This window comes from Alteromonas sp. MmMcT2-2, from assembly GCF_022348305.1.
In the GTDB taxonomy this organism is placed as follows: domain Bacteria; phylum Pseudomonadota; class Gammaproteobacteria; order Enterobacterales; family Alteromonadaceae; genus Alteromonas; species Alteromonas macleodii.
In genome coordinates, this window is sequence record NZ_JAKRFA010000105.1 from 1 (window position 1) to 2,601 (window position 2,601).

Annotated in this window: 2 protein-coding genes; both read right to left on the reverse strand. The window is 51.1% G+C overall.

From position 1 onward, the window contains the following. Positions 1-93: 93 nt before the first annotated feature. Positions 94-837, reverse strand: coding sequence for an IS21-like element helper ATPase IstB (istB, locus tag MHM99_RS20995; RefSeq protein ID WP_187448019.1), 744 nt, complete (start codon positions 835-837; stop codon positions 94-96). 11 nt (positions 838-848) lie between these two features. Further along, positions 849-2,372 carry an IS21 family transposase gene (istA, locus tag MHM99_RS21000; RefSeq protein ID WP_187448020.1) on the reverse strand — a complete coding sequence of 508 codons (1,524 nt, stop codon included), beginning with the start codon at positions 2,370-2,372 and terminating at the stop codon, positions 849-851. Positions 2,373-2,601: the final 229 nt, after the last annotated feature.

The following is a 2,601-nucleotide window of genomic DNA, read 5'->3' on the forward strand; positions in this document are numbered from 1 at the left end:
TGCGTATTCCGATTTACTTGAACACCCATTCCGGTTTTATTTGAACACCTCAGATCAACGCATCGTTGGCTAGTCGATTTTTACCTTAAGTGTTCAAGTGGCGTCAATGGATGCCAGTGTTTTTCTCATTGATTCTCCTTTCAGTTTTATCCGGTGAGCGTTGTGCATCAGGCGGTCGAGGATGGCATCAGCCAGCGTGTTATCACCGATGGATTGATACCATTGATCTGTGGGTAACTGGCTGATGAGGATGGTTGAGCTGCTGCCGTGGCGGTCATCCATGATTTCCATCAGGTCGTTGCGCTGAGCCGCCTTTAACGGTTCAAGGCCCCAGTCATCCAGGATGAGCAGATTGAGTTTGGCAAGGCTCTTTAGTTTTTTGCTGTATGTGCCATCGGCTTTGGCCTGGGTGAGTTCCATGAGCAGTCGACTCACCCGGTAGTATTTCACCGTGTAGCCTTTCAGGCAGGCGGTGTTAGCGAGTGCGCAGGCGATATAGGTTTTCCCGGTGCCGCACGGCCCGGTGAGTAACAGGTTTTGTTGCCGTTGTAGCCAGTCGCATTGCAGTAATCCTGTCATCACACTTTTTTGCAGTCCGCGCGGATGCTGATAGTCGATGTCATGGGCGTTGGCCGCGAGTTTCAGTTGCGCCTGTTTAAGCAGGCGCTGTTGCTTACGGTTGTCCCGTTCATGGATTTCCTGGTCGGTCAGCAGTTGCAGGCGTTCGGCGAAGCATAAGTCCTGATATTGACCCGGTTGTTCGAGTTGCTGGCTCAGTGCTTTTGCCATGCCGCTGAGATTAAGTTGGTGCAGTTGTGACAGTGTGGTGGTTAGCATGGATTTTCTCCTTAATGGAAGCTTTGTGGTCCACGGATATTTTCGTGGTGTTGAGGGAGTGTCAGGGTGTCCTGGCTGGATTCACTGATGAGCTTGTCCTGATTGCTGTTTAAGATGTCTTTGAGTTGCTGTAAGCGATAGAGCTGATGCTGGTTAGCCAGCTTGCAGGCGATATTGAGCCGCTGCGGCGGATACTGACTGGCTAATCGCAAGGCACCCAGGCAGACACGGAACGCCTGTTGGGGATGTGGTTTACGTTTCAGCTGTGCTTTTACCCAGAGAAGCACGTCATCACCGATGTCTTTCGCCCAGTTCATCAGGCTGCCTTCGCTTACTTTGTGGTAGTGCTGATGCTGCGCAGGCATGTGTTGCGGCGTGGTGGTAAAGCCGTAACGGTCATTGCGGGGATGGCTGGCCACACGTTTGCCCTGGAAGTAGATTTCCACCAGGCGTGGCTTGGCGTGAAGCTCCACTTTTTCACTCACCAGTTGATGTGGCACCGAGTACAGGTGATTCTCATACTGCACATGGTAATCGATGTTCACCTTAGTATTGCGGATGTCGGTATATTCATAGGCATGGCGCGGCAGTGGTTTTAAGGCAGGCTTATCCAGTTCATCGAACCACTGCTGACGCGTGCCTGTCATTTGTTTGAACGGTTTATTGTTCACCTCTGTCAGCAAGGCGCGGATACACTGGTTCAGCTCATGTAGTGAGAAGAAGGTGTGATGGCGAAGCCGGGCTAATATCCATCGCTCTATGATTTGCACACCCACTTCGGCCTTGGCTTTATCTTTGGGTTTATACGGTCTGGCGGGCACAATCGCCGTATCATAATGAGCTGCCAGTTGCTGATAGGCCGGATTGATATCCGGGTCGCTCTTGCAGGCTTTAGTCACTGCACTTTTTAAGTTATCCGGCACCACCATGGTGGGTACGCCACCAAGATACTCGAAGGCCCGTACATGGCTGCCGAGCCAGTCTTGCAAGCCCTGAGTCCAGGTCGCCTCTGAGTAGTAATAACTGCTCGCGCCCATAGCTGTAACGAATATTTGTGCATACCGGATTTCACCCGTTTGCGGGTTCACGACAGGCATAGTTTGCCCTGCATAATCCACGAACAACACGTCGCCTGCCCGGTGATGCTGACGCATGGAGCGGCGTTGCTTATTCAACCACTGCAGGTAACGGTCGCAGAACTGAGAGTAACTGTAACAGCGGTTGGGGTATTGCTGGGTGTATTCTTCCCACAACAGTAGTTTGGTTACGCCCTTTCGGCTTAATTGTTTGCGCAAGTCTGCCCAATCCGGCTCCTGGAATCGTTTGGCATGGCGGGTATCGGCTTGCGGGTAAAAGCGCCGGGCTAACTGGGCATCATCCAGTTCATCCGGCAGCGGCCAGGACAAGTTCATCCCCTTGGCTTTGTTGAGCAGTGTTTGGATGCTGCCAACACTGACTTTGGTGCTGCGGTGGATCTCGCGGATACTCAATCCTGCCGAGAAATGCAGCCTTAAAACCTCTCTGATTTTACGCATTGTAATCCTTTTCAAACCTAACCCTCACTCGCCAACTAAAAGTCAGTGGTTAAGTTATCAAATTAATAGTGATTTCAATGCGTTGAAAAGATTCCGGCGTACTTGAACACCGATTCCGGAAATCAGCCCAAAACTGTACTAAATAAATCCGGAATCAGTGTTCAAATAATTCCAGAATGAGTGTTCAAGTATTTCCGGAATCGCTGTTCAGATCCGGCCGGAATATGCA